The sequence below is a fragment of the Paraburkholderia aromaticivorans genome (assembly GCF_012689525.1).
GTDB lineage: Bacteria > Pseudomonadota > Gammaproteobacteria > Burkholderiales > Burkholderiaceae > Paraburkholderia > Paraburkholderia aromaticivorans_A.
The window spans coordinates 24,954-50,410 of the sequence record NZ_CP051515.1; the positions used below are offsets into that span (position 1 = coordinate 24,954).

The 25,457-nt window shown below is 62.6% G+C and carries 28 protein-coding genes; 11 read left to right on the plus strand and 17 right to left on the minus strand.

Annotated features, from left to right (window positions below; translation table 11 throughout):
* Entirely contained in the window at positions 1-2,616 is a 2,616-nt protein-coding gene (locus tag HF916_RS11870) for an MMPL family transporter (RefSeq protein WP_168789153.1), read from the minus strand.
* A gap of 212 nt (positions 2,617-2,828) precedes the next feature.
* Between HF916_RS11870 and HF916_RS11875 the strand changes: the two genes are divergently transcribed.
* The gene (locus HF916_RS11875; protein WP_168789154.1) at positions 2,829-3,434 is read left to right on the plus strand and encodes an MlaC/ttg2D family ABC transporter substrate-binding protein; all 606 of its coding nucleotides are present in this window, start codon (positions 2,829-2,831) and stop codon (positions 3,432-3,434) included.
* 127 nt (positions 3,435-3,561) lie between these two features.
* Here the strand turns inward: HF916_RS11875 and hpnH are convergent, their stop codons facing one another.
* Positions 3,562-4,716, minus strand: coding sequence for an adenosyl-hopene transferase HpnH (gene hpnH / locus HF916_RS11880; protein WP_168789155.1), 1,155 nt, complete (start codon positions 4,714-4,716; stop codon positions 3,562-3,564).
* 10 nt (positions 4,717-4,726) lie between these two features.
* Positions 4,727-5,671 (minus strand): 4-hydroxy-3-methylbut-2-enyl diphosphate reductase, encoded by a 945-nt coding sequence (gene ispH / locus HF916_RS11885; RefSeq protein WP_168789156.1) that lies wholly within the window; start codon positions 5,669-5,671, stop codon positions 4,727-4,729.
* A 343-nt stretch (positions 5,672-6,014) separates the two neighbouring features.
* Here ispH and hpnC point away from each other — a divergent pair, with 343 nt between their 5' ends.
* Together hpnC and HF916_RS11895 are read left to right on the plus strand one after the other, a co-directional pair.
* The gene (hpnC, locus tag HF916_RS11890; RefSeq protein ID WP_168789157.1) at positions 6,015-6,881 is read left to right on the plus strand and encodes a squalene synthase HpnC; all 867 of its coding nucleotides are present in this window, start codon (positions 6,015-6,017) and stop codon (positions 6,879-6,881) included.
* Positions 6,881-8,053, plus strand: coding sequence for a glycosyltransferase (locus HF916_RS11895; protein ID WP_168789158.1), 1,173 nt, complete (start codon positions 6,881-6,883; stop codon positions 8,051-8,053). The genes hpnC and HF916_RS11895 overlap by 1 nt, the downstream gene beginning before the upstream one ends.
* 82 nt (positions 8,054-8,135) lie before the next feature.
* Here the strand turns inward: HF916_RS11895 and HF916_RS11900 are convergent, their stop codons facing one another.
* Both HF916_RS11900 and hpnA read right to left on the minus strand, forming a co-directional pair.
* A complete protein-coding gene (locus HF916_RS11900) occupies positions 8,136-8,675 on the minus strand; it encodes a hypothetical protein (protein ID WP_168789159.1) in 540 nt (179 codons plus the stop codon).
* Positions 8,676-8,812: 137 nt separating this feature from the next.
* A complete protein-coding gene (gene hpnA, locus HF916_RS11905) occupies positions 8,813-9,823 on the minus strand; it encodes a hopanoid-associated sugar epimerase (RefSeq protein ID WP_168789160.1) in 1,011 nt (336 codons plus the stop codon).
* Between the two features lie 165 nt (positions 9,824-9,988).
* Between hpnA and HF916_RS11910 the strand changes: the two genes are divergently transcribed.
* On the plus strand, positions 9,989-10,282 hold the full coding sequence (locus HF916_RS11910) for an acylphosphatase (protein ID WP_168789161.1): 294 nt from the start codon (positions 9,989-9,991) through the stop codon (positions 10,280-10,282).
* A gap of 130 nt (positions 10,283-10,412) precedes the next feature.
* Here HF916_RS11910 and egtD read toward each other — a convergent pair whose 3' ends face one another.
* Positions 10,413-11,393 carry an L-histidine N(alpha)-methyltransferase gene (gene egtD / locus HF916_RS11915; RefSeq protein WP_168789162.1) on the minus strand — a complete coding sequence of 327 codons (981 nt, stop codon included), beginning with the start codon at positions 11,391-11,393 and terminating at the stop codon, positions 10,413-10,415.
* Positions 11,394-11,984: 591 nt separating this feature from the next.
* Between egtD and rarD the strand changes: the two genes are divergently transcribed.
* On the plus strand, positions 11,985-12,881 hold the full coding sequence (gene rarD / locus HF916_RS11920; RefSeq protein WP_168789163.1) for an EamA family transporter RarD: 897 nt from the start codon (positions 11,985-11,987) through the stop codon (positions 12,879-12,881).
* Positions 12,882-12,930: 49 nt separating this feature from the next.
* On the opposite strand, the gene HF916_RS11925 is transcribed toward rarD, so the two are convergent.
* A complete protein-coding gene (locus HF916_RS11925) occupies positions 12,931-13,470 on the minus strand; it encodes a DUF962 domain-containing protein (protein ID WP_168789164.1) in 540 nt (179 codons plus the stop codon).
* 91 nt (positions 13,471-13,561) lie between these two features.
* On the opposite strand from HF916_RS11925, the gene HF916_RS11930 reads away from it, so the two are divergent.
* The gene (locus HF916_RS11930) at positions 13,562-14,275 is read left to right on the plus strand and encodes a Crp/Fnr family transcriptional regulator (protein WP_168789165.1); all 714 of its coding nucleotides are present in this window, start codon (positions 13,562-13,564) and stop codon (positions 14,273-14,275) included.
* 33 nt (positions 14,276-14,308) lie between these two features.
* Here HF916_RS11930 and HF916_RS11935 read toward each other — a convergent pair whose 3' ends face one another.
* Positions 14,309-14,533: a hypothetical protein gene (locus HF916_RS11935; protein WP_168789166.1), complete on the minus strand. Its 225-nt coding sequence runs from the start codon at positions 14,531-14,533 to the stop codon at positions 14,309-14,311.
* A gap of 219 nt (positions 14,534-14,752) precedes the next feature.
* Between HF916_RS11935 and HF916_RS11940 the strand changes: the two genes are divergently transcribed.
* Positions 14,753-15,364 (plus strand): lytic transglycosylase domain-containing protein, encoded by a 612-nt coding sequence (locus HF916_RS11940; protein ID WP_206001870.1) that lies wholly within the window; start codon positions 14,753-14,755, stop codon positions 15,362-15,364.
* A 45-nt stretch (positions 15,365-15,409) separates the two neighbouring features.
* Here HF916_RS11940 and HF916_RS11945 read toward each other — a convergent pair whose 3' ends face one another.
* The 4 genes from HF916_RS11945 to HF916_RS50870 form a co-directional block, all read right to left on the minus strand.
* The gene (locus HF916_RS11945; RefSeq protein WP_168789167.1) at positions 15,410-16,294 is read right to left on the minus strand and encodes a 4-hydroxy-tetrahydrodipicolinate synthase family protein; all 885 of its coding nucleotides are present in this window, start codon (positions 16,292-16,294) and stop codon (positions 15,410-15,412) included.
* Positions 16,295-16,296: 2 nt separating this feature from the next.
* Positions 16,297-16,638: a hypothetical protein gene (locus HF916_RS11950; protein WP_168789168.1), complete on the minus strand. Its 342-nt coding sequence runs from the start codon at positions 16,636-16,638 to the stop codon at positions 16,297-16,299.
* A gap of 254 nt (positions 16,639-16,892) precedes the next feature.
* The gene (locus HF916_RS11955) at positions 16,893-17,264 is read right to left on the minus strand and encodes a hypothetical protein (protein WP_168789169.1); all 372 of its coding nucleotides are present in this window, start codon (positions 17,262-17,264) and stop codon (positions 16,893-16,895) included.
* Between the two features lie 363 nt (positions 17,265-17,627).
* A complete protein-coding gene (locus HF916_RS50870) occupies positions 17,628-17,840 on the minus strand; it encodes a hypothetical protein (RefSeq protein ID WP_240975520.1) in 213 nt (70 codons plus the stop codon).
* Positions 17,841-18,179: 339 nt separating this feature from the next.
* On the opposite strand from HF916_RS50870, the gene HF916_RS11960 reads away from it, so the two are divergent.
* Positions 18,180-19,358, plus strand: coding sequence for a methyltransferase type 11 (locus tag HF916_RS11960; protein WP_240975521.1), 1,179 nt, complete (start codon positions 18,180-18,182; stop codon positions 19,356-19,358).
* Between the two features lie 57 nt (positions 19,359-19,415).
* Here HF916_RS11960 and HF916_RS11965 read toward each other — a convergent pair whose 3' ends face one another.
* The 3 genes from HF916_RS11965 to HF916_RS11975 form a co-directional block, all read right to left on the minus strand.
* On the minus strand, positions 19,416-19,676 hold the full coding sequence (locus tag HF916_RS11965; protein ID WP_168789171.1) for a hypothetical protein: 261 nt from the start codon (positions 19,674-19,676) through the stop codon (positions 19,416-19,418).
* Positions 19,669-20,418 carry a DNA/RNA non-specific endonuclease gene (locus HF916_RS11970; RefSeq protein ID WP_168789172.1) on the minus strand — a complete coding sequence of 250 codons (750 nt, stop codon included), beginning with the start codon at positions 20,416-20,418 and terminating at the stop codon, positions 19,669-19,671. Before HF916_RS11970 ends, HF916_RS11965 begins: the two co-directional genes overlap by 8 nt.
* Positions 20,419-20,804: 386 nt before the next feature.
* The gene (locus tag HF916_RS11975; protein WP_168789173.1) at positions 20,805-21,164 is read right to left on the minus strand and encodes a DUF3564 domain-containing protein; all 360 of its coding nucleotides are present in this window, start codon (positions 21,162-21,164) and stop codon (positions 20,805-20,807) included.
* 160 nt (positions 21,165-21,324) lie between these two features.
* Here HF916_RS11975 and HF916_RS11980 point away from each other — a divergent pair, with 160 nt between their 5' ends.
* Complete coding sequence (locus HF916_RS11980) at positions 21,325-22,011, plus strand: DUF4410 domain-containing protein (protein WP_168789174.1); 687 nt, start codon at positions 21,325-21,327, stop codon at positions 22,009-22,011.
* A gap of 60 nt (positions 22,012-22,071) precedes the next feature.
* Here the strand turns inward: HF916_RS11980 and HF916_RS11985 are convergent, their stop codons facing one another.
* A complete protein-coding gene (locus HF916_RS11985) occupies positions 22,072-23,757 on the minus strand; it encodes an acid phosphatase (protein WP_168789175.1) in 1,686 nt (561 codons plus the stop codon).
* 98 nt (positions 23,758-23,855) lie between these two features.
* On the minus strand, positions 23,856-24,143 hold the full coding sequence (locus tag HF916_RS11990) for a hypothetical protein (protein ID WP_168789176.1): 288 nt from the start codon (positions 24,141-24,143) through the stop codon (positions 23,856-23,858).
* On the opposite strand from HF916_RS11990, the gene HF916_RS11995 reads away from it, so the two are divergent.
* Together HF916_RS11995 and HF916_RS12000 are read left to right on the plus strand one after the other, a co-directional pair.
* A complete protein-coding gene (locus HF916_RS11995; RefSeq protein WP_168789177.1) occupies positions 24,142-24,393 on the plus strand; it encodes a hypothetical protein in 252 nt (83 codons plus the stop codon). The genes HF916_RS11990 and HF916_RS11995 overlap by 2 nt on opposite strands.
* A 30-nt stretch (positions 24,394-24,423) precedes the next feature.
* The gene (locus HF916_RS12000) at positions 24,424-25,398 is read left to right on the plus strand and encodes an IclR family transcriptional regulator (RefSeq protein ID WP_168789178.1); all 975 of its coding nucleotides are present in this window, start codon (positions 24,424-24,426) and stop codon (positions 25,396-25,398) included.
* Positions 25,399-25,457 lie beyond the last annotated feature (59 nt).

Below are 25,457 nucleotides of genomic sequence, written 5' to 3' on the forward strand. Positions count from 1 at the left end.
TTATATTCCTTTTTGCTTCGCGCGACGTGCACGCGGCTTGCCCATCAACACGGGTTGAAACACCACTGCGCCGATCAGTGTGCAAAACAACGAGAGCGCCAGCAGGCGCCCCATGCTGGACGTCCCCGGATGATGCGACAGCCAGAGGCTGCCGAACGCCGTCGCCGTGGTCGCCGCGCTGAACAGCACAGCGTGCGTCAGGCTCGACTGAAGGAGGCCGGTCTGACCGTGACGCCACGCCATCACGAAGTAAATCTTGAACGCTACGCCGACGCCGAGCATCAGCGGCAAAGCGATGATATTCGCAAAGTTCAGCGGCATGCCGAATACCACGCACAACTCGAGCGTCACGAGCGCCGACACCAGCAGCGGAACCAGTGTGCGCAGCATGTCGCCGACGCGCCGCAGCGCGACCCACAGCAGGATCGCAATCGACACGAGCGCGTAGCCGGCGGCCTGCAGGAACGCCTTGATGATAGTGTCGGCCGAATGCAGGATCGAAATCGGCCCGCCGATCGCGCCCGGCTCCGCCTTCTTCACCGCGTGGGCGAAGTGCGCGAGCATGACGTCGTCGTTCGGATCGGTGCCGGGTTTCACCTTCGGCGAGATGTCGACGAGGGCGCGGCCGTCCTTCGAGACCCAGCCTTTGGAGATTTCCTTGGGCAGATTCTCGCGGGTGATCTCGGTGGGTTGCAGCAGGTTGGCCAACTGCTTCAGCGCGATGCGCAGCGTGTCGGACAGCGCGGTTTCGGCGCGGTCGCGCGTGGCGGCATCGGCGGCGGCTAACTTCTGCAATGTGTCCGACAGATGCTTGGCTTCGGCGTCGCCGGGGCCCGGGTGATCGTCGGCGGCGAGCGAGAGCTGGTTCGACGCGCGCTTGAGCGCGGCGACGCGCAAGGCGTCGGTCGCCTGTTGCGCGGGCTGTTGCTGCAGCGCGGGCAGCAGTTGCTGCGCGGCGCTCGCAATCAGCATCAGCTTTTGCTGCTGGTCGGCGGGAACGAAGGTGTCGAGCGTATTGACGCGGCCCACTTCCGGCAACGTGCGCAGATGTGCGGCCATGCGGTCGGCGTCGGCGAGCGACGGCGCCAGCACATGCACGTTGTTGACCGCAGCCTCCGGCGAATCCTTCAGCGACAACAACGTCGCCATCGACTCCGTGTGCGGATCCTTCAGATGCAGCGGGTTGAAGTCGAAACGCAAATGCGTGAGCAACGGCGTGGCGCCGATCACGACGATCAGCGTACCGATCAGCACCGGCTTGCGATGGTGGGCGAGAAACTCGTCGACGGGTGCGAGTTGCTTGAAGCCCGGCGAACCGGCTTCGCCCGGCGGTCGGAAGATCTTCAGCAGGGCCGGCAGCAGCGTCATGTTGGTGAAGTACGCGACGAACATGCCGACCCCCGCGATCTCGCCCAACTCAGATACGCCGCGGTAAGCCGTCGGCAGGAACGAGAAGAAGCTCAGCGCGACCGCGACCGCGGCGAGCGTGAGCGGCACGCCGATACTGTGCGACGTGTGCATCAGCGCAGCGGAGAGGCGGTTGTCGCGATTGCGCTCCTCACGATACTTGACGCCGAACTGCACGCCGAAATCGACCCCGAGCCCGACGAACAGCACCATGAACGCGACCGAAATCATGTTGAGCGCGCCCACCAGCATCAAGCCGAGCGCCGCGGTGATCGCGAGCCCGACGAACAGCGTGATGAACACAGCGGCGATCATGCGTCCCGAGCGCAGCGCGAGCCACAAGATGATCAGCACGACGATAAAGGTGCCGATGCCGTTGAGCACCGCGCCGTCCTTGACCGAAGCGAACTCTTCGTCCGCGAGCGGCTGTTCGCCGGTCAGACGGACGGTAGCGCCGTAGCGCGAGTCGAGGTGCAGCGCGGCGGCGGTGTCGCGGATCGACTTCGACGCCGACGCGCCCGGCTCCAGCGCATCGTAGTTCACGACCGGCTGTACGATGACGAAGGCGCGCGCCGGCTCGGTGGCCGCGCTCTTGTCGACCAGCGCGCGCCACGAGAAGGCGGCCGGCTGGCCGGCCAGCACGCGGTCGAGCGTGGTTGCGCTCTGCGACAGCAGATGGCTCATGTCACCGAGCTTCACCTGACCGAGCTGAAGCGGCAGCAACAGACTCGTGGTCAGCGTGCCGGCAAGGCCAGCCAGGCTCGGATCGTGGGCGAGCGCGTTGACGAGCGGGCGCGACTGGACGAGCTGCGAGGTGGTCGACATCACCTCGTCAGTCGACGGGAACAGCAGGCCGTTGTGTTCGAAGAACGGGCCGCCGGCCGGCTGCGAAACCGCTACGAACTCCTTGGGATCGGCCTTGAGGGCGGTGGTCAGGGCTTGCGCGGCGGCGTCGGCGAATTCCGGCGCGCGCGCTTCGACGACCACCAGCACGGTTTGACCGCGATCCGGAAAGGCTTCGTCCATGGCGTGTTCGAGCGCCGACCATTGCTTGTCGGTCTCGACGAGACGACTGATGTCCGTGTTGATCTTGAAGTTAAAGGCGACGTAGAAACCGCTCAAAACGGCGAGCACGAGCGACAGCGCGACGATCCTCATCGGATGACGCACTGAATAGGCGACGAGACGGACAATAGATGACTTCAGCATGTAGGCGAACGTAGCCTTATCACGGTTGTTGTTTTTGACGAAAGTGCACAAGTATACAGAGCCGGAGCGGCCACTCTCCGGTTCGGTAGCAAGTACGGCTCCCGCAGACGCTCTTCGGGGCGGAACGCAATCTCGGTATACTGGTCTATCCTGCTCTCGCCGCGTGCTTGCAAGCCCGGTGGCGCTTACTTCTTTCAGGTTCTGTCGAGCGTATGAAACGTTATCTGTCTGCTTTTCTGGCTGCGGCGGTGGTGTCCACTGCGGCATATGCGCAAAGCGCGCCCGACGCGGTGGTAAAAAGTGCTGTCGAGGGCACCGTGGCCGCGATGAAGGCTGACCCGCAGGCGCGCGGCGGCGACATGGCGAAGATCACCCAACTGGTCGAGTCGCGCTTCCTGCCGGCCACGGACTTTCAGCGCACCACGCGGATCGCGGTCGGCAAGCCTTGGTCCACCGCGACGCCCGACCAGCAAAAGCAACTGTACGAGCAGTTTACGCTGCTGCTCACGCGCACTTATGCGGCCTCGCTGTCGCAACTGCGCGACCAGGACGTGAAGTTCAAGTTCGCGCCGGTCAACGTGCCGGCCGGCGCCAAAGACGTGGTCGTGCAATCGCACGTGCTGAGCAATGGCGGCGATGATGCGATCGACTACCGCATGACCAAAGATGCCGCCGGCTGGAAGGTCTACGACATCAACATGATGGGCGCCTGGCTGATCCAGGTGTATCAGACGCAATTCGCCGATCAGATTTCCAAAGGCGGGATCGACGGGCTGATCAAGTTTTTGACCGCTCACAATGCGCGTAGCGCTGGGTGAGGGTTGATAACCTCATGTCGTGAGACGTGAGGCTTGCCAAGGCATAAAAAAAGCGCGGTGGCTCGACGCCCACCGCGCTTTTTTGTGTCTTCAATCAGAGGCGGTGCTAAACCGCCCCATCGACCGCTTAGTGTGCTGCCGTCGCCGTCTGCACTTTCTTGCCCTTGCCCGACACCTTGATCTCTTCCAGCTTGATCTCGACGTGGCGGGAGAAGACATATTCGGCCGGACGTTGCTTGTCCAAAGGAATGTCCTTCGTGAACGCGCCCGACGTCTTCGGACCGCGCAGCGCAACCTTCAGCGCCTTCAGCGGATGCGTCACCGTATCCATCACGGCGGTCGCTTCGAAACCGCAGTGCACCATGCAGTCCGCGCACTTTTCGTAGTTACCCGTGCCGTAGTTGTCCCAGTCCGTGGTTTCCATCAGTTCCTTGAAGGTTTTCACGTAACCTTCGCCGACCAGATAGCACGGCTTTTGCCAGCCGAACACGGTCCGCGCCGGGTTGCCCCACGGGGTGCATTCGTACGTCTGATTGCCGGCCAGGAAGTCGAGGAACATGCTCGACTGGCTGAACGACCAGTTCTTGCCGTTGTTGCCGCGCTTGAAAATTTCGCGGAACAGGTGCTTGGTCTTGTCGCGGTTCAGGAAGTGCTGCTGATCCGGCGCGCGTTCGTACGCGTAACCCGGCGAGACGGTGATGCCGTCCACGCCCATCGGGCCCAGCGTGTCGAAGAACGCAGCGACGCGTTCCGGCACGGCGTCGTTGAACAACGTGCAGTTGATGTTCACGCGGAAACCACGGCGCTTCGCTTCCTTGATGGCAGCCACAGCCTTGTCGTACACGCCGTCTTGCGACACCGAGTGATCGTGTGCCTGCTGATCGCCGTCGAGGTGAACCGACCAGACGAAGTAAGGATTCGGCTCGTAGTCGTCCATCTTCTTTTCCATCAGCAGCGCGTTCGTGCACAGGTAGACGAACTTCTTGCGCGCCATGATGCCCTTCACGATCTGCGGCATTTCCTTGTGCAGCAGCGGTTCGCCGCCTGCGATCGAGACCACCGGCGCATTGCACTCGTCGACGGCTTCAAGGCATTCTTTCAGCGACAGACGCTGATTCAGGATGGGATCCGGATAGTCGATCTTGCCGCAGCCATTGCAGGCGAGATTGCATCGGAACAGCGGCTCCAGCATCAGGGCGAGCGGGTAGCGTTTGTTACCGGACAGATGCTGACGCATGATGTAAGCGCCGACCCGGACTTTCTGTAGCAGCGGAATAGACAAGACGTCCTCCTTAAACTTCGCGTGCAACGAGTGGTTGCATCAGCTTCGATGGCAACTTGAATTCGACTTTTTCTTCACGGCCCGCCATCGTCGTGACATCGACAGGCCCCAATGCGCTCAGCGCATCGATTACGTTCTTGACCATCTCTTCCGGCGCCGAAGCGCCGGCCGTGATGCCGACGGTCTGCACGTTCGCAAACCATTCCGGCTTCACCTCCGAACCGTCGGCGACGAGATAGCTCGCCACACCGCTTTCGCTGCCGATCTCGCGCAGCCGGTTCGAGTTCGAACTATTGGTTGCGCCCACCACCAGCAGCACGTCGACCTGCTTGCTCAACTCGCGCACCGCCGCCTGGCGGTTTTGCGTGGCATAACAGATGTCGCGCGTATCCGGACCGACGATGTCGGTGAAACGGCGCAACAGGGCGTCGATAATGCCGCGCGTGTCGTCCACCGACAGCGTGGTCTGCGTGACATAAGCGAGCGGCGTGTCGAGCGGCAGGTTCAGATGCGCGACCTCGGCCTCGCTCTGCACCAGCAGCACCTTGCCTGGAATCTGGCCGATCGTGCCTTCCACTTCCGGATGCCCGGCGTGGCCGATCAGAATCAGCGTGCGGCCGGCGCCGACGTACTGGCGGCCCTGCACGTGCACTTTGGTGACCAGCGGGCAGGTCGCGTCGAGCACGTCGAGACCTCGTGCTTCGGCGTCGCGCTCAACAGTCTGAGCGACACCGTGGGCGCTGAAAATCGCCACGGCGCCTTGCGGCACTTCATCGAGTTCCTCGACGAAGCGCGCGCCTTTCTGGCGCAGATTGTCGACCACGTGCCGATTGTGAACAATCTCGTGGCGGACATACACGGGTGCGCCGTGTTGCTGTAACGCGCGATCGACGATCTCGATTGCGCGAACAACGCCCGCACAAAAGCCGCGGGGTTGAGCAAGGATGACTCGCATAAGTTGGCGAACTCCGACTGACGCGGATTTCGAAGAAGTCGGTAAATATGACTTTATCGCCGCGATCATCTAATTAGTTGACGTCTTGAGCCCCGGCGACGTGCCGGTACAGCAAAACCAAACGCGCATTCTAACGCTATCAGCCCGGCTTTGCTTTGGCGGCGCCCGGCGGGTGTTGGGCAGGCGCTGCAGCAGCGGAACGATGCCCGGCGCCGTAAGCAACGGGTACGGCAATGCGGATGCGGTAATGATTGCACGCTGCAGCGGTTTGACGGAACCCTTAAACTACGCAGTCCTGCGGCGCGTGGCGCCCGCATTACAAAAGGGTTTCGAGGCTCGCTGGATGGATGTCGATCAATACGAAAACTTTCCGGTCGCGAGCGTGTTGCTGCCCAAGGCGCTGCGCGCGCCCATCGGCATTATCTATCAGGTTGTCCGCACGGCGGCCGACATTGCCGACGAAGGCGACTGGAGCGCAGCCGAGCGGCACGCCCGTCTCGCCGACTTCCGCGCCGGCCTCGACGCGGTAGCGGAGCGGCGCGCGGCGCCAGTCCATCCGCTCCTGTTCGGCAAGCTCGCCGGCGTGCTCGCACAGTATAAACTGCCGCTCGCGCCGTTCTACGATCTGCTCCACGCGTGCGGCCAGGACATCGACACCAATCGTTACGCCGACCGCGCCGCGCTGCTCGACTATTGCCGCCATTCGGCCAACCCGCTCGGGCATCTGATGCTGCATCTGATCGGCGCGGCCACGCCGGAGAATCTCGCCGACGCCGACGCGATCTGCACGGCGTCGCAGTTGATCAGTTTCTGGCTCGAGGTCTCCGCCGACTGGAACAAGAACCGCCTGTACCTGCCGCTCGCGGATATGCGACGCTTCAACGTGACCGAGGCGCACATCGCCAACGGTGTCGCCGATGAAGACTGGCGGGCGCTCATGGCGCACGAAGTGTCGTTCGTGCGCGAGATGCTGGTGCGCGGCGCGCCGCTCGCGTTGCGGATTCCGGGGCGGCTGGGCATCGAGTTATGCGGCGCCGTTCACGGTGGCCTGCGCTTCCTCGAACGGATCGAAACGGCGGGCTACGACGTGTTCCACGAGCGGCCGGTGCTCAATACGTTTGACTGGTGCGTCGTCGCGGCCCGCACTGTGGTGATGTGGCTGTCGCGTCGCGTCGGCGTGGAAGTGCGTTCAATCGAGGGTAATGCTTAATGGCGGTGGTTCTGTTTCTTCTGTCGTGTCTCTCCTTGCTGATCTGGTGTGTGTTGCTGTTCGCGCGCGGCGGTTTCTGGCGCGCGCGTCCTGCCGCGCCGCTGACCATCGAGCCGCGCGCGACGTGGCCGGCCGTGGCCGCCGTGGTGCCGGCCCGCAATGAAGTCGATGTGATCGCCGAGGCGGTCACCACGCTGCTTCAGCAGGACTATGCGGGTGACTTCCACGTGATCGTCGTCGACGACCACAGCACCGACGGCACCGCCGACGCCGCTCGCGCAGCCGCCTTGCAGTTGCAATGTCCGGACCGTCTAACCGTGTTGAGCGCAAAGCCGCTGCCGCCGGGTTGGTCCGGCAAGGTGTGGGCGCAGTCGCAAGGTATCGAGGCCGTGCGCACGCTCGGCTTGTCCGCGGACTTCCTTCTGCTGACCGACGCCGACATCGGCCATCCCGCCGACGCAGTCGCGCAACTCGTCGCGCGCGCGGACGCGGAACAGCGCGATCTCGTCTCGCTGATGGTGCGTCTGCGCTGCGATTCGTTCTGGGAAAAGGCGCTGATTCCCGCCTTCGTCTTCTTCTTCGCCAAGCTGTACCCGTTCTCATGGGTCAACAACCCGCGCAATCGCACGGCGGCTGCTGCGGGCGGCTGCATGCTGGTGCGCCGTAGCGCGCTGGAAGAAGCGGGTGGCATCGAGTCGATTCGCGCCGAGTTGATCGACGACTGCAGCCTCGCCGCGCGCATTAAGCATCGTGGTACGGGGCGTCATCCGATCCGGCTGGATGTGGCGGCGCGCAGTGTGTCGCTGCGTCCGTACGATAGCTGGCGTGAGATCTGGAACATGATCGCGCGCACCGCCTTCACGCAGTTGCACTACTCGCCGAGGCTGCTGGCGGGCACGCTGGCCGGCATGACGATCATCTATCTGATGCCGCCGGTGGCCGCACTGGTGCTCGGTCCGACGGGCTGGCCTGCATGGCTCGCGTGGGCCGCCATGTGTTGCGCTTATGCGCCGATGCTCAGCTATTACCGCCGCTCGCCGCTGTGGGCTCCGTTTCTGCCACTGATCGCGTTGTTCTATGTCGGCGCGACGTTTGCGTCGGCCGTGCGCTATTGGCGCGGCAAGGGCGGACAGTGGAAGGCGCGGGTTCAGGCGCCGGTGCAGGAACGCTGAAGCGGTGGCTTTGTACAGACTGGAGACATAACGGTCCGAAATCGCAGCGGAATGGAAAAGCGGCGCTCTCGGGCGCCGCTTTTTACTTGGTGAGCATCATGTAAAGCTGGATCACCATATCAGGCGAGAACGTGAACGGCACCCAGCCGTGGCCGGTGTGGCGCATGACCAGCAAACGGTCGCCATTCGACTGTTTCTGCACCGCCATGACCGGATTCTTCGTGGACACGAAGCGCCAACCCGGCGGAATGCCCGGCGGCGGTTCCGGCGTCATCGACGCGCGCGCGTTCGACAGCTCTTCGATCAATTGGCCGATCTGCTCCGCGCGCAGCGCGACCGTCTGGCCGCCGATCGTCATGGTGATCTCATTCTGCGCGGGGCGATTGATTTCGAGCGTGGGCTGAGGCTGCGGAGCCGGCGCCTTTTCTTCGACGACAGCCGCGTCGGTCTCAACCGCGACCGCTTCCGCTGTGGATTCGGACGCGACCTGATCCACCGACGCTTGCGGCGCGGCGTTCTCTGCGGGTGTCTCGGGGATGTTTTCGGCCTGCGGGGCCACGACAGCCTGAATGAGCTGATCGACGCCCATTTCCAGTGCGCCGAGCTGTTCGTGAAGATTCATGCGAGGTTTCTCTGGTAAGACCCACGATTTTAACTGCTGCGCGTAGGCTTTTACCTGTCGCTAACACAGTGACGTTGTAACAAAATGCTTGCGGCTGCACCGGATCGCCCGGCGCAGGCCGCCTGTTCAGGCAGACATCACGGCTTCAGATAGCCCGCTTGCCGGAACCAGTCGAGCGCGTCGCTCAAGCCTTCGCGATAGGGCCGCGCGCGGTAGCCGAGCTCGCGTTCCGCTTTCGCCGACGTGAAATACATCTTGTTCTTCGACATTTTCAAGCCGTCGACGGTGACAAATGGTTCGCGTTTCGTGATCTTGGCGACCGCTTCGGCGCCCATCGCCAGCGGATAGAGGGGCCAGCGCGGCAAGCTCAGCGTCGGCGCCTTGCGGCCGGTCAGCGCCGCGATATCCGCGAGCATCTGTTGAAGCGGCAGATTTTCGCCGCCGAGAATATAGCGCTCGCCGATCTTGCCGCGTTCGAGCGCGAGGAAATGGCCGGCCGCGACGTCGTCCACGTGCACGAGATTCAGGCCCGTGTCGACGAATGCCGGAATCTTGCCGAGCGCCGCTTCGACGATGATGCGTCCCGTCGGCGTCGGCTTGACGTCGCGCGGTCCGATCGGCGTGGACGGGTTGACGATCACCGCCGGCAGGCCGTCTTCGGCGATCATCCGCTCCACCGCGCGCTCGGCCAGCACCTTGCTGCGCTTGTACACGCCGATCGCCTGATCGGCTTTGAGCGGCGAGGTTTCGTCGGCGGACTGACCGGAACTGGTCACTTTCAGCGTGGCCACACTGCTCGTGTAGACAATGCGCTCGACGCCTTCCTTCAACGCCGCGCGCATGGTCGCCTCGGTGCCTTCGAGGTTCGAGCGCTCGATTTCGCTCGGGTCAGGCGCCCACAGCCGATAGTCAGCGGCCACGTGCAGCAGATAGCGCACGCCGCGCAGCGCGTTGCGCATCGACGCTTCGTCGCGCATATCGCCGATCACAATTTCCGCGTCCAGCGACTCGACGTTCTGACGCGGACTCGTGGCGCGCACCAGCACGCGCACCTTGAAACCCTTCTGTTGCGCGATGCGCGCCACCGACGAGCCGACGAAGCCGGAGGCGCCGGTCACGAGCACGAGATCGCGATTCTGTTCGGTCATTCTGTTTCCATTCCCTGCATGACAGTCGACGGATTGTACGTGGCGCGCGCGCCGTGTGTCGCGCCGGCGGTCCCACGCGGACAATCAGATGCGCGCTTTGCCGAGCAAGCTCGCCGCGACGCGACTAGAATGCCGGCTTGAAAGATTGTGAAGAGAGAGGACGGCATGGCCCCGGATCTGGATCAGCGGACCGAAACGTATTACGTGCGCGTGCGCGGCACTGTGCAGGGCGTCGGCTTTCGCCACGCGACTGTGCGGCAGGCTCACGCGCTCGGTATCAAGGGATGGGTGGCGAATCTCGACGACGGTTCCGTCGAAGCCATGTTGCAGGGCTCGGCCAACCAGGTCGACCGCATGCTGTCGTGGCTGCGTCACGGGCCGCCGGCGGCGCGCGTCACCGAGGTGAGCGGCGAAGAGCGCGCGACCGAAAAGCGCTACGAACGTTTCGAGCAGCACTGAGCGGCTGCCCGCAAAACCCGCACAACGCGCAAAACAAAAGGCGGCGCGCCATCATGCGCGATGGCGCGCCGCCTTTCCGTGTTTGCGTGACCGTGCTTCGATCAACGACCCAATCAGCCGCCGGACGCCGTCAACGCGCCAGCAGCAGGCTCTCCGCAAAGCCCCATTCGTCTTCGATCCATTGATGGCTGCACACGAAGCCGGCGTCGTCGGCAATCGCGGGCATCTCTTCCGCGCGATATTTGTGGCTGCTCTCGGTCCAGATCGTCTCGCCCGCTTTGAGCGACACCGTCAACTGCGCCGCGCCCACGCGCGCGGTGATATCGCGCTTTGCTCGCAGATGCATTTCGATGCTGCGCGCGTCCGGGTTGAAGCGCGCGACGTGCTCGAACGCATCGAGCGGAAAGTCGCCGTCGAGTTCGCGATTGATGCGCGCCAGCAGGTTCAGATTGAACGACGCGGTGACGCCGATCGAGTCGTCATAGGCGGCCACCAGGACGGGCGTCGGCTTGATCAGGTCCGTGCCGAGCAGTAACGCGTCGCCGGGAGCCAGCATGTTGCGGATATCGCGCAGGAAACGCGTCGCCGCGAGTCTGCCGAAATTACCGATCGTACTGCCAAGAAACAGCACGAGTAAGCGCTCGTCCGCCGCGCGCTGCTTGCTCACTTCAGCGAGGCCGGCCAGGTAATCCCGTTCATAACCGACAATCGAAATGCGCTCGATGTCGCCAAGTTCGCGCCTGCACAACTGCAACGCGCTGCGCGAAATTTCAATCGGACAGTAAGAAGTGGGGCGTTTTTTACACAGCGCTTCCAGAATGCGCCGTGTTTTACGGCCGCTGCCGCTGCCGAGTTCGGCGACCGTCACGTCGTGTGGCAAGTGCGCGACGATGTCCGCGGCATGCCTGGTAAGCAGACGTTCCTCGGCGCGCGTCACGCCGTATTCCGGCAACACGGTAATCACTTCGAACAGCGCGGAGCCCACTTCGTCATACAGGTATTTCGACGGCAGCTCTTTCTGCGGCGTATGGGTGAGGCCTGCGCGAACGTCGGCGGCGAAGGCGGAGCGTAGGTCGGGCGATGCGTCGTGCGATAGGGCTGGCTGGGTCATGCTGGCTCCAGTAGTCACATTCGATGAGCGGGATTGCGGCCGGGCGGCGGCACGCGCGATGAAACGCAGTTGAGGCGTGCCGTGGAGAAGAAGGGCGGGCTCGGTCCGTAGGACTGCCATCGCCGGCCCGGCTCATGGATGCTGCACATGCTGTCCCCCAAGGGGACTTCCTGGGGGGTGTCGCGAACGGTGATGCAAGCAGCGTCGCAAGACTAGTTAGCAAGATTCGCGCTTGAGCCGCTTGGCGCGAGATGATGTACGACTTTGCGGGTGAAAAGCCCGGCGTTGTTGGCCGCACATGAAGTTATGTTCTAGTCCATCGACGCGCGATGCGCACGGAATAATTTCAGCTGATCGACGACAGCGCGCGGACCCACGCGGAGCCGCGAACGCATAACCCGTCTAGAATGCCGCCTTCGTATCGCTTATCGAAGACAAAAAACGCGGGGCCGGATACACACTGCCCGCTTGTGAGACTCCACTTCCCATGACAACAACGAACGCCGGGCGGCTGAATGCTGCGCTGCAAACAACTTTGCCCGCGCACGCGCCGGTATCGCATCTCGAAGCGCTTGTCCAACGGGGCGCTCGATGAATCAGTATGACCTAAAGCGCGGGATCGCGTTGTCGGTGTGCGCGACCACGACGTTTGCATTACTGTCCGCTTACGCAACCCTGCTCGCGCCGCTGAGCGGCCTCGACATTTTCGCGTGGCGCGTCGTCTGGACTGTGCCGGGCGCGCTGTTGCTGGTAGCGTTGAGAAAGCGCCTACCCATTCTGCGGCAACTTCTTTACCGCATGGTGACCGCGCCGAAACTCGGCGTGGCGATGATCGTGAGCGCGGCGTTGCTTGGCATGCAACTGTGGGTGTTTCTGTGGGCGCCTCTGCATGGCCGGATGCTCGAAGTCTCGCTCGGCTATTTCCTGTTGCCGCTGGTGATGGTGCTTGTCGGGCGGTTTTATTATCACGAGCGTCTGGACGGTTTGCAGTGGCTGGCTGTTGCGTGCGCGGCGGTGGGCGTCGGCCATGAACTGTGGGTGACGGGCGCATTTTCGTGGCCGACCTTGCTGGTCTCGCTCGGCTATCCGCCGTATTTCGTTTTGCGTCGCAAAATCAATCACGACTCGCTCGCGATGTTCACCGTGGAAATGGCGCTGCTGTTGCCGCCGGCAATCGTGCTGGTTTTCAACGGCGGCTCGCTGGCGATGATCGCTAGCAATCCAGGTCGGTGGTGGCTACTGTTGCCGGGTCTCGGCGCGCTGAGCACCATTGCGCTCGCGTCGTATCTCAAGGCGAGCCGGTTGTTGCCGGTGGCGTTATTCGGCATTCTCGGCTATGTCGAGCCGGTGTTGCTGGTGCTGATCTCGATCACGTTGCTCGATGAAACGCTGAGCGTCGCACAGTTGGCGACCTACGTCCCCATTTGGATCGCGGTCGCGCTGACGGCATTGCATAGCGTGCGCCTCGTTCGTCTCGCACCGAACTGAGTGGGCTGAGGCGCATCGAGCCTGCACTCGCTGGAGCGCGCGCCGCGCCTCAGCGATGTGCCGCTGTTCGGTCCGCATTGATACGCGTCGGACCGACTTGCGCCTCGATCGCTGCGCGCAACGCGGGGCGCCAGCCGAAGCCGAACAACGCTTCGGCCAGCACGAACAGCGGTCCGATCAGCAGGCCGATCACATCGTCGACGAAGGCCGGCTTGCGGTGTTCGTAGGCAACGTGGCCGATGAACTGAAACACCCAGCCGACCAGAAAGAGCCCGACGCCGATCACGAGCCACATCAACGTGGATTGCGTGGCTGTCCACTGGCCGAACGCGACGCAGAGCACGGACACGAACGCCATCATCGCGCCGAGCGGCACGTCGAGCACGAGGTAATAGAGCGTTGCCGCGACGAATAACACCCACGCCGGCGATAGCGTCAGCGGCCAGCCGCCGACAGCGAAAGCAGGCCGGCTCAACAACACCGCCAGGGCTAGCACGATCATCGGAATGCCGATGAAGTGCGTGGCGATATTGCGCCGGTCGCGATGATAGGCCGCGTATTGCGTAAGCTGTTGCGTCAGCGTTCTCATGGATGCCGCTCCTCTGTCAAAGTCAGCATAATCGCGGGCAGCGGAATTTGAAACCATCGGGTAGCCGACAATCGGGCACGAGTGCCGTCCTATGACTGCGAGTTTTCCATCGAATGTGCTTGCCGCGCTGCTTGGACGCAGCGCGTGGTTTCGCTCGGCGCCGGCCGCCATGCAGGCGCAATTGATTGAAGCGGGGCGTGTCGAACGGCTCGCTGCCGGTCAGCGGCTCTTCACGCGCGGCGATTCCGACGACGGCCTCTATTGCGTGCTCGATGGCCTGATGAGAATCGGCGCGGCCAGTGCGGCGGGCAAGGAGGCTTTGCTTGCCGTCATCGAGCCGGTGAACTGGTTCGGTGAGATCGCGCTGTTCGACAACCGGCCGCGGACCCACGATGCGTATGCCGAACGCGATTCCGAGCTGTTTCATGTGCCGCGCGCCGCGCTCGCCGCGCTACTCGAACGTACGCCCGCTTATTGGCATCTGTTCGGTTTGCTGTTGACGCAAAAGTTGCGTCTCGCTTTCGACGCGATCGAAGAGGCCGCGTTACTGCCCGCCGCGCAGCGCGTGGCGCGTCGCCTGTTATTGATGGCGGGCGGCTACGGCGAGCCCGGCGCATTGCGGCGCGTGCTCAAAGTCCCGCAAGAAGATCTCGCGATGATGCTGGCGCTGTCCCGCCAAACGATCAACCAGGTGCTGAAGCAGTTCGAAACGCAGGGCGCGCTGAAGCTCGGCTATGCGGAAATCGAAATTGCCGATGTGCAGAAGCTGGCTGCATTGGCTGAGCTGAATCCCGTTGCGGATTGATTGCGGTGCTTTTTCTATTTACGTTTCACCTGCTCACGAGAAGAATGCGAACGGCAGCGTGGCGGCCAGATAGACCGCGATGCCCGTCGACGGCAAGCCCACCGCAATAGCGATCGCTGCAACGGCGCTGCTCGCGACGGTCAGCGCAAGCGTGCGCTGACGAGCCGTTTTCCGCCCGGCAAGCGATGCGCGCTGCAGCGTGTCGCTGGTGTCATCTAGCGGCACGGCGGCGTGCTGGCGGGTATTCAGACTGGACATGATGACTTTCCGTTGATCGATCATCGGAGTCTGACATTTTCGCCATATCGAACGGCTCAATAATGCGTCGCCCGGCGCAAAAGAACTGTATACGGCCGCCGCATTCCACTACGCGGCGCTGAAATCTTTATAAGCATTTTACGGCGCGCCCCTGTTTCTTTTGCGATTCGCTACACCCAGCCTGGTAAGGTCGAGACACCCCGGTCAGGAAGCGAAAATATGCATGGAAATAGCGTTCTGGATGGTGTGCCAGTACAACGAAAAGCCGGCCGCTATCCGGCATCCGGCTTGACGATCATGCTTGCAGCGATCTTCGTCTCATTCCCCGCTGCCGCGCATGCCGCTGACGCGCTGTCGGTTGCACAAGCACCCATCGTCGCGAGCGAGGTGACTTCAGACACCAGCTTGCCGGCGCTCAGCGATATCACCGCCGTGCTGCACGCGCAATTTCGTGTGGCGCCGATGGAATCGCTGAAGATTGCGCGCGCAGTGTTGATCGAAGCCGATCGCCACGCCATCTCGCCCGTCTTGCTGCTTGCGGTAATGGCGGTTGAATCGAGCTTCGATCGCAATGCGGTTAGCGTCGCGGGCGCACGAGGGCTCATGCAGGTCCTGCCCGCCGCGCATCCGCAATTGATCGCGACCGCGACCGATCTATCCGATCCGGCAATCAACGTGCGGATCGGCTCGACCATTCTGCGCCGCTACCTCGACGAAAGCGGCGGCGATCTCGATGCCGCATTGCTTCGCTACAGCGGCGGCGGGCGCGGCTATGCGCGGCGCGTCACGCTTCGCATGCAGCGTTTTGACGCAAGCTTGCGCCGCGAATGAAGTCTTCATTCGCGACGCAGTGAGGAGAGATCGAACAGGAATGCGCTAGTTCATCACGCCGGCAAACTCGGCGCGCAGATCCTGCAGCCGGTCGCGCGCGGTACTCAGACGCTCGACGAGTTGCGCTGAAGCGCGCGAGATCGGCATGCGCGTTTCGTCGCTGAGCGAATGATCGAAGGCCAGCATGGCTTTGATAGCGGACGGATTCGGCGCGGCGAACAGGAGCCGCAATACTGGCAGCAAGCTGGCGAACAGATTGCGCGCGTCCACGTCGCGTCCAGCACCCAGCAGGTCTTGGTACGCGACCAGCAGATCCGCGCAGACGTGCGCGCTGGCGAGAATGCCGCCTGTTCCGCCATGACGCAGACAATCGTCCAACGCTTCGTCCGTGCCGCACAGGACGTTGATCGGCAGGCCGCTCAACTTGTCGAAATGCTCCTTCACGCACTCCTTGATCGCGACGATGTTGCCGCACTCGACGAGTCGCGCGACGGTATCCGGCGCGATCGTCACGCCGGTTCGGTGCGGCACGTCATACAGGACGATGGGACGCTCGGTCGCGAGCGCGGCCTGCTCGAAGTGCCACTGCACGCCGGCCTGATCCGGACACACGTATGACGGCGCGGAGACCAGATAACCCGCGCATTCCCAACGCTCGTAGCGCTGGATATCGCGCAGCACGTCGCGTGTATTCGATCCGCCGACGCCGATCAGCATCGGCAGACGGGACCCGGTGACTTCGGTCAGCGCTTGCAATATGGTGAGGCGCTCGGCTTCCTGTAACAAGGCGGCTTCGCCCGTCGTGCTCAACGCGACGATACCGCTGATCTCCGTGCGCAAGTAGTATTCCGCGAGACGCTGCAATGCGTCGATATCGACTTCGCCGTTACGCAGCGGCGTAACGATGGGCAACCAGATACCTGAGAACATGATTAGCGCGCCTTCGCGGCCGCGCTGCGGCGCTTCAATGGTCCGATCATCGCGGCGGGAAGTGTCGAGATCAGCGTGTGCAGTGTGAAGTCGAGGTCGTCGGGGGCGATGTCGAGTTGTACGCGGATTTCCTGGCGGACCGCTTGCGTGGCGACGACATAAACACCGAGAGGAGAGTGAAGCAGGGCGCGAAGCTGGGTGCCGGGGAGTTCGTACGGTCGATGAGGCAGGGTTATCTGCATGCGGACGCGTGCCGCGGGAAAGGGAATGACGTTGTTGCGTTGAACGTGCGGCTCGTTGAGCGGCTGGGTGGCGAAACTGTCGATTGATTGTGTGAGAGCCATGTGATGCGGCGTTCGTCGACGCCATGGTTGATCAAGACAGTTCGAGATTAGACGTCCCCGGGTAAACGCGGTGCAAAAATTGGGGTGTGCGTTGGAAAAATCATACGGGGGTTGCCCGAAGCGGGCGCACTCGACGCGATACGAACCGTGCATAAAAAAAAGGCGAGTCCTATGACTCGCCCTCCCTGAACGGCACAATTCGGCTTCGATTACCTACACATGCCTGGCCGGTGCGTGCCGAAACCGATCACGTGTTATTGCGTTTTCGTCGTGTCGGTCTTTGCGCCGTCGGCTTTTACCGGGGCATTGCTGGCCTCTTTCGCGCTCTCCGTTTTAGTCTTGGCGGCGCTCGTTTCTGCCGCGGCCTTCTTGGTGGTCTTGTGGGCTTTTGCCGTGTGATGGGCGGAAATCTTCTTCACGTGCGCTTTGGTCGCGGCTTTGGCCGGCGCTTTCGTTGTCGCGGCACCGTCGTCCGCGGCGCCCGTTTGCACGGCGGTGCTCGCCTTCAGGCTCGCCTGGCCAGCGGGCTGCGTTTGCGCGGGCTGCGCGGCGGACGGTGCGGCCGTTTGAGCGAAAGCGGTCGACACGAGCAGAGCGGAAGCGAGAGCGGCGAAAAGCGTCTTCATGGTTTAACTCCTGGTTTAACCGGTTGATTCTTGTGTCGCGGCTGAAATGTTTCAGCGCTGCCGGTTTAACGTTGACGGGAAGACAGGAGTTGACGTCGCTCTGGTGACAAAACGTAACCGCTGAAACATATTGGGGATCCCGAAGCAGTTTCGGCGGTCCGGCGAACTATCGGCGCGAGCCGGTGTGCCACGTGGCGTCGAGTCGGAAACCGTCTTGTTTGCACCCAGGGCGCAATCTTTATTGTGATATGGCAGTTTGCGCCAGCGGAATATCATGTGCCCTCCACGTCAATCGGGCGGGCTGGCTATCGTTAAAGTGGCCTGACTTCTCATCTAACTTGTGCGAAACACCAGATGAACCAGTCACATACACTCGCGCTTCGGCGCGCGCAGGATCCGGCGTTTCTGCACGGCTACTTCTCTGGCGTCGGCTTGGACATGGGCGACGGGAGCGATTCTGATTTCGACTACGCGGGCCTTTTTCCAGCCATCGAACAACTGATCGCCTGGAACGTGAATGAGCGTGACGTTGTCCATATGGACGACGCGCCGGCCGACGTATTTGATTTCGTTCATTCGGATTGCCTTGGGCGTTTCGCCAATCCTCAGCAAGTGCTCGCCAGGTGGCTCGAACTCATCAAGCCCGGCGGATATCTGATTTTGACGTTGCCGGCCGATCCTCGCGGCGAAGAAGGTATATCACCGACCCCGTCGGCTGTCGATCATGAGCGCACCTTCACCCTGCATCGGCCTGACGTGGCGATCGCGGGTTCCGCGAATGCGCTCGACCTGGTGAATGATGCTTCGGCTGTCTCATGCTGCGAACGCATTTGCCTGCTCCGCGAGTTTGGCGAGAATCGGCAAGAGGCTTCGGCGGATAGACAGCATCAAGCGGCCGCGTACGCGATAGAAATCGTGCTGCGCAAGCGCGATGTGCCTCGACTCTTCGACCTGGTCACTGCCATAGCGAGCGCGGATACGGATTCGGCGATGCTGGACCTTTGCCACGAGACGCTAAGACTGTACCCCTATCGACTCCAGACCTACTTCCACATCAACCTCGAACTGGTGCGTCGCGGCCTTTACGATCAACTGGAGGATTTGTGGGATGAGAGCGTGCGGCGACTGCCGAACGAACGCTTGCCGCGGCTGTTCAATGCGCTGATGCTGATTGCTCTCGGCAAACTCACCGAGGGTTTTCGTCGACGTGAGGCGCTGTTCGACGGCGCAGATTGGCGAGGCCGGACCACCGTGACGCCGCCGGCTTACGCAAGCTGGCGTGGCGAGTCGCTCGAAGGCAAATCGATCGTTATCTGGAGCGAGTTCGGTCTGGGCGACGAGATTTTCTTTTTTCGGTTTGCGCGGATTTTTCGCGAACGCCACGGGGCGGCGCGGGTTACGGTGGTGTGTCAGGCGCCGCTCGTCGAATTGTTCAGGGCCTCCGGCGAGGCTGCGGCGATCTGCTCCGTCGACGATGCGCCACAACTGCCGTTTCATGACTATTGGGTCTATCCGCATGCGATCCCGGTGTGGGCATCTCTCGACATCGATCATTTGCCGGACATGGTGCCGTATCTGCGGGCAGGCATCGACCACACACCGATGGTCTTGCCGGGTAACCCGTGGGCATTGAAAGTCGGCGTCATCTTCAAAGGTGCGCCGACGCACGAGAACGATGCTGCCAGATCGCTGCCGTCACTCAGTAGTCTCGATCCACTCTTCGCGCTCGAAGACGTGGAGTTCTACATCATGCAGAAGGGACAAGGAGAAGACGAAGCCGCCGACTATGCCATGCGCTTGCGCAACGTGCATGATCTCGGACCTCGTCTTCGTTCATTTGGCGATACGGCGAAACTGATGGAGGCGCTGGACCTGATCATTAGCGTGGACACATCGGCGGCCAACCTGGCGGGCGCGATGGGTAGGCCCCTGTGGCTGATGTTGCCCATGTCAGGCGACTGGAGATGGCACCTCGAACGGGAAGACAGTCCGTGGTATCCCTCTGCCCGCCTGTTTCGGGAGAAAGGCAGAGGGTGGCCTGAGGTCGTGGAGCGAATTCGCCAGGCTTTGATCGAACTGCGGAACACGAGATGAGAGCCGGCCGTTCGCACGTAAAAAATGCATTAGGCCGGGTGCCAACGCTTTGCGTGATTAGTTGAACGGGTTCTGCACGACGCCGGGTTTCGCATCCGGCTCATCCTTGACCTTCGCGGGCAAATTGCTCTGCGCCTGCAAGCTGGCCACTATCGCATCCACCGCTTCCTTCAGTGCCAACGCCGCCTTCAATCCGCGCTGATCCTGCGTTAGCTCCAGCGTGCCGTTCAGCACGATGCGCGTCGTGCCGTTAGTCACCGTTAACGCATCGCCCTGAATGTTGAGCACGTCGTCGTCGTTCGAATAGGGTTTAAACACCTTTCAGTCCTCCCGGTCGCTGATCTTTGAGGTTCTCCGGAATGCCCGGAAAACGGATGCCCGATGCTGCTTCGAGTTCGTGAATCGTCTTGATGTCGTAACGGTTCGTCGAGACATTGTCCACCACCACGGCGAACGCCACCTTCCGCGACGGCACGTAGACTACCTTGAACAACTGCGTCGGCACGAACACGCGCGTCGGTCCGATGGTCTGCAACTGTTGGCCGTTGAAGATCGGGCCGGTGACCACATACGTATCGTCGTCCGACACGGCGATCTTGCGCACGGAGGTCTCGATGCGCGCCCACAGACGCTGGTTGTTCTCACGGTTTTGCGGCACGACGTTGGCCAGCGAGAACGATTGTGCCATCGCCTCCTGATTCCAGCGATTACCCGCCGGGCTCATGTGACCGCGATCGAATCCGCTGCGCTTGTAGTCCGCGAGCGTGGCGCCTTCGCCGTCCGGCAAGCGCGCGTCTTCGAAGAACTTGTTGGTGCGCACCATGTCTTTGGCGGCCTCGATATGATCGCGCGTCAGATGCTCGGCGGACCACAGCGGACCGTGCGTGACGCCCGAATGCAAAACCGCGAAATCGCTATAGCAAAGCATGCGCGTTTTCGGGGCCATCTTCTGATTGCTCAGAACCGGCCATTGCGCATTCGGTGTGAATTGAGTGCAGGAAGGCGCTGCGCTGGCGTGAGCGGCAACGGCGAACAACAGACAGGCAAACCACTTCTTCATGTGTCAGTCAGTCGAGGGATGGGGGCGTAAGTATAGCGTTGCGAGCCCATCTCGCGCGACGCGAAATGCAGGGAAAACACCGGAGGAGAAAACGGATTCGCGCGTCGAGCGCTGTCATGAAAGCGATGCCGCCGCGTGGCGCGCACGGAGATGTCCACATCTCGCCGCACCAAAAAAAAACGGGCCGCCTTGCAGCGACCCTAATGCGTGGATTTCCGACTCTACGCACGCAAACTTAAGGCGGCCTTAAATGCGCGAGAGACGAAAATGGCAATCAAAAAACCAAAAAAAGACGGCGCACGAACGCACGTACGAAATGACTCATGCGCGAGCGTAGGGCCGCTCGCGCATGGAAATTTCGACCGACAAAAAATGAGTGCTGAAACCTAATTGCCGAACACGCTGTGTTCGGCGCGGACCTGTTGGCGGTCCACTGCTTGCAGACGCCAGAAGCCGCTGGTCTGCGCGCGCGTCGGCAGGGCGGTCCATGCCGCGGCGCCCTGCGCGGCGCTCACACGCTGCTTGCGATCCACGTGCAATCCGCGCAGCGTGCACAGCGGCGCATCCGTGCTGGGCGCACAGAGAGTCGTCACGCCGTTATCGTCGTGTAGCTCGCCCCAGGGGGGCAGATCGATCCCTTGATGTGCTTCTCTCGACCACCGGTGCTCGTCGGTGTCGAGCCATAACACAGCATAGTCGTGGCTCACGGTGGGATCGGAACCGTTGATGAGGATGGTCAGTCGCATGGCGGGTTCCGTACAAATTGCGAAGTTGTGCTTTAACAGTCTATGCCGCAACGGGCGTTATGCAAGGCAAACCGTATGACGATCAGGCACGAAAAAACGGACGCGCGCTGCGGACAGTTGTACGATAGCCGCGTCCTGTTGACGGTCGCGGAGGCATGCCATGCTGCATCGATTTCTGCAATGCACGCTGATGGCGGGATGCCTGAGCGCGGTGGCCACCGTCAACGCCGCGGCGGACAGCGCGCCGTTCGCGGCGCCCGCGCCGATCGTCTATGTCGCCGACTTCGATCTGGACGTCGCGAACGTGACGCCGGACAGCGGACCGGGCCAACGCGTGCGCCGCCTGCGCGGTTTGCTGCCGAGCGGACCGGGACCGATGGGACAGGACAAGAATCCGCAGGACCATGCCAAACACATCGTGGACGAAATGGCGGACGCGCTGACGGACGATCTGAAAAAGGCTGGCGTCGATGCGCGGCGCAGTGCGCCGGGTCAGCCGCTGCCGACTGTCGGTTGGCAAGTGCGCGGCGTGTTTTTGAGTGTCGACGACGGCAATCGCCTTAGGCGTGCCATGGTCGGTTTCGGCGCCGGCCAGAACGACATCCAGGTGGCGGTGTCGTGCGACAGCCTCGGTGCGCCTGATTTGCCGCCGCTATATCAGGCCGTCGACGAAGCCGACAGCAAAGGCATGCCGGGCGCGGCCATCAAACTGAATCCGTACGTGATCGCCGCCAAGTTCGTGATGGCGAGCGGCGACGAGAAGAAGACGATCAAGAAGACGGCTCAGCAGATTGCAGATGCGGTGGTCGCAAAACTGCATGGCGCCGCGCAGTCGAAGCCGCAGTAATTCGCGTTGAAACGCCCGCGGCCGCGCCGCAGGCGTTTCAACTCTCGAACGTTCAAGCGTTCAAGCCAGATCCAACGTCCCTGTCAAATCCCCCAACGGCGCGAGCCCGTTGCTCGCGAATGCCCGATCGCGCGCCACGACGCCATCGAGCGGCGCGAGGCCATGCACGCGGCTGATCAGGCGAAGGATCGAATTGGTGTCGTACACCGTGTGATCGACGTAACCCTTCTTCGCCAGCGGCGAAATCACCAGCGCGGGAATCCGCGAGCCCGGACCCCAGCGATCGCCCTTCGGCGGCGACACGTGATCCCACCAGCCGCCGTTCTCGTCGACGGTGACGACCACGACCGTGTTTGCCCACTGCGGCCCGCGTTGAATATGCTCGATCACCGTCGCGATGTGACGGTCACCCGATGCGACGTCCGCGTAACCCGCGTGCATGTTCAGATCGCCTTGCGGCTTGTAGAACGCGACCGCCGGTAAGCGTCCTGCATCGATATCCGCGATCAGATGGTTGGTCGACGCGTCGTTGCCGAGGCCGCCATCGCGCAGATATTTGCGCCGCGCCGAAGTGCCCGGCGCGAAAGTCGTGAAGTAGTTGAACGGCTGATGGTGATACTGGAAGTCGGGCACCGCGCCCGTATCCTGATGCTCCAACGCGTACTGCCACGCGCCGCTGTACCAAGCCCAGTCGACGCCCTTGTCGGTCAGCCGGTCGCCGATCGTCGCGTAATTTTGCGGCGGCAGCACGCGCGGATTCGACAGATCGGCGAAGGCCGGATTGCCGCCTTCGGCCGGACGTACGTTGCTCGGCTGATACGGCGGCGCCATCGTGTTGACGGCGTAGCCGTCGGCGGTGAACGCGCCGTCGTTGACGAATTTCGGCGGGCCGTCGAGCGCGGAGGCGGGCGAGTCTTCCGACTGCTTCAGCCGCGTGCCGGCCGGATCGTCGCCGTCGACCACGGACACCATCTTCTTCGCGGGGCTGTTCTGAATGTCGGGATAGAACGGCGCCTGCGCCGAAATCAGAAAGATGTGGTTCAGCCACGAGCCGCCGAAAGCCGCCATGAAGAAGTTGTCGCACAGCGTGTACTGCTGCGCGAGATTCCACAGACGCAGCGTGTCGGCGGAATTACGGTAATGCCCCATCACCAGGCCGCCGGAATCGCCCCATGCGGCGAACTGATTGTTGCGGCCGGCGTTGATCTGCATCTGATTCTGATAGAAGCGATGCACGAGGTCGCGCGTGATCACGCCGGTCGGCAGCGGCGCGCCCTGCGCGTCGGCGAGATGGAACGGGCGGTTGTGCAGGTTGACGATATCTTTCTGCGCGATCATGTAGCGCTTGCCGCCGACTTCCTGCGCTTGCGGCACGAGGCCGCCCCAGATGGCGGGCAAGCGCGGCATCGGCGTCTTGCCGTCGCGGTCGAGCTGCAGATAACGCTCTGCGCTCACGGCATCGAGCGGATGCTGGACGCCGGGGAAATTGCCGTACAGGTTCGCGAAGCTGCGGTTCTCCGCGTAGATCACGACGATGTGCTTGACCTGATCGTGAAGCGCAGCGTCGAGACGCAGGTCGGCGGCGCTGCGCGGCGCGCCCGTGCTCGACATGCTTTGGTCGGTTTTGCAGCCCGTCAGCGCCAGTCCGATACCGACCGCTGCCAGGCCGGTAAGGACTCGGCGGCGTTCGGGGTCGTCGGGGGCGTTATCGGCGTTCGGTGGCAGGGTGGAATCGTGATCGGTCATCGGTAAGTTCCGAAGTGGCTGTGACGGACGCTAGCGCGCCGCTCGGAGCGGCGTGCGCGCGGCACCGGTTGCGGATTCGAGGCAGCGAAAGATGCAGACTATGGCAGTCGGCGCTTCACGCGCCAACTGTTATGCGTGGCGTCGACGGCAAGCAGAAGCCAATGCCGCGTATCGACGGGGTGACGCTTTTGCGTGGCATAGCGGTCGACCATCAATTCGAGTTCGTCGAGCGCTCGGCGGTGGCAGGTGGCATTGGCGCCAGAACCATCCGCGAATTCGACGACGGCGGCTCCACCCCGGGCGGGCTCGGGCAAGTGCGCGATGCGCACCGCGCAGCCCGGATAAAGGTGCGAGTCGGCAACCTGAATCTGAATGGAATCGGACATGAGCATGGCCTCCGGACGCTTGAGCGGAGCGAATGCGCGGCAGCGAGGCCTCGCGCAATGGACCGCTTCAAAGCATAGCACCGCGCGAAATGGTGGCGGTGCAGCAATTGGCATGGTTAACCACGACGCGGCAGCCGGCGCGCGCGTGGCGACGGTCGACGATCGCACGGCGTGCGGCCGCTGCAGTCGCGCGGAAGAAAATAGCGAAGGCGGTGAAGGCGGCGCGCCACGCGCTATCATGCTGATCTGACCTTGATGAACAGCAGAAACGGCAGCCAAGATGGCAAAAGAAGAGCAGACAGGAGCGGGACGCAAGCACGCGAAGCCACGCGGCGCAGCGGCCACGATTTCGCAGGACGACGCGTTGCCGGCGGCCCAGGCAAACGACGCCGAGTCCCAGGAGTCCACCGACGAAGAGAGCGCCGGCGGATCGACTTATCTCGTGCCGGGCCTCGAGCGCGGCCTGCGCATTCTGGCGGAATTCAGCGCGCGTGAGCCGGTGCTCGGCGCGCCGGAATTGTCGAAACGCATCGGCATTCCGCGCACCACCACGTTTCGTTTATTGCAGACGCTCGAAGCGCTCGGCTTTCTCGAACGCGTCAACGGCGACCGCTATTTCCGCCTGAGCGTCGCGGTGCTGAGGCTCGGCTTCGAATATCTGAGTTCGCTCGAATTGACCGATGTCGGCACGCCGATTCTCGAACGCCTGCGCGACGCCACGGGCCTGAGCACGCATCTGCTGATCCGCGATCAGCGCGACGTGGTGTTCGTCGCCAAGGCGCAAACCCATGCGCCGATGTTCAGCTCGGTGAAGGTGCATGTCGGCACGCGTTTGCCGGCGCATGCGACGGTCCACGGTCAGGTGTTGATGGGCGACTTGAGCTTCGAGGAATTGCGGCAGTTGTATCCCGAGCCGCAACTCGAACGTTTCACCGAACGCACGCCGGCCACCGTCGAAGAACTGTATGAAAGGGTGCGTGAAAGCGCGGCGCTCGGTTATGCGCTGAGCGAAGCGTCGTTCGAGCGGGGTATTTCGGTGGTGAGCGCGCCGGTGCGCGACCAGAGCGGCAAGATCGCGGCGGCGTTGACCGTCACGATTCCACGTTCGGATATCGGCGAAGCCGAAGAGCGCGAGCCGCTCGTCATCGCGGTTTGCCAGGCGGCGCTCGAATTGTCCGAGCGACTCAGCTACCGGCCGCGTCCGGACGATCCGACAGCGGTTCAGGCGCGCCGCAAGTCGGTGGCGGCGGGCTGATTCCGCTTCTATTTCAGCATTCACTTCAGCGCTAGTCCGGCTGCGTTCGCAGCCGGACT